Source organism: Polaribacter aquimarinus (genome assembly GCF_003129485.1).
In the GTDB taxonomy this organism is placed as follows: Bacteria; Bacteroidota; Bacteroidia; order Flavobacteriales; family Flavobacteriaceae; genus Polaribacter; species Polaribacter aquimarinus.
The window spans coordinates 1-914 of sequence record NZ_QFFG01000018.1 but is presented as its reverse complement, the minus strand read 5'-3'; the positions used below and the strand labels follow the sequence as shown (position 1 = coordinate 914).

General features: G+C 33.9%; 1 protein-coding gene. It reads left to right on the top strand.

Translation table 11 applies throughout. The features are described from left to right. The first annotated feature begins 257 nt into the window (after positions 1-257). Complete coding sequence (locus DIS07_RS14970) at positions 258-653, top strand: hypothetical protein (RefSeq protein ID WP_109406077.1); 396 nt, start codon at positions 258-260, stop codon at positions 651-653. Positions 654-914: the final 261 nt, after the last annotated feature.

Here is a 914-nt window from a genome sequence, read left to right as displayed (position 1 = left end):
AAAAGAGAGAGGATTACCAATGTTGTCGAAGTCTAAAGCTTCACCGTGTATATTAACCTTAATTCTCTCTTTTATTCTTTCTGATTATATATCAAAATTAGTAAAAGACAAACTTAAGCCGTGTATAATTAATTGCTTTGGTCGTTGCCTATTTGGAAAATTCCTTCGGAATTTTCTCGCGTTCGTTTTTGTTTACTAAATTAGTTGCTGAAACACGCAACTAACCATACACAAGAACGTTGTGTGTAATTTGAGAAATGAGACAAACAATAACCAAATCTGACAAAAATTTAAAAATTCTCAACAAGCTAATTGTGAATGGATTTTATACTGGTTATATCGGACCCGAAAAGTTTGAATTAATGCCAAAGCGTTTTCCGAACAATCACAGGTTAATCGGAATTATCAATGAAAATGGGAATTATGACCTGAAATTTGATTTTAAGTCGCCAATGAATATTGCTGGAAAAGTATTAATCGGACTTGGAATTCTGACCATAATAGTTTCTCTGATAAATGGGAATTGGATTTTACCAATAGCGTTATTGATTTTCGGACTGATATTCTTTGCAGATTTTAAACTAAAAGAAAGAAAAGAAATAAATCGTTTGACTGACAAAATTTTGGAATTCCATAAAACGGAATATGACTGAATTAAAAAAAACTACACACAACACCGGCTATAGTTCATTGCTTCCGAATTTCCTCTCGGAAAGTCCTCGCAAATTTGCTATCTTCGGTTTACGGCGGAAAATCCTTGCGGATTTTCACGCAACGAAACCATAGCCAAACACGTTACCTGCAAGCTGAATGAGCAACACGCTGAAAAAAATAACACCATTGCTAATTTTGATGATTATTGCAATCATTCAAGCAATACAGATATTTTTCAGCGAATCTGATGGACAAGGCTG

Coding starts and splice junctions, on each gene's coding strand:
- DIS07_RS14970 (WP_109406077.1), top strand. CDS start 258: ATGAGACAAACAATAACCAAATCTGACAAAAATTTAAAAATTCTCAAC.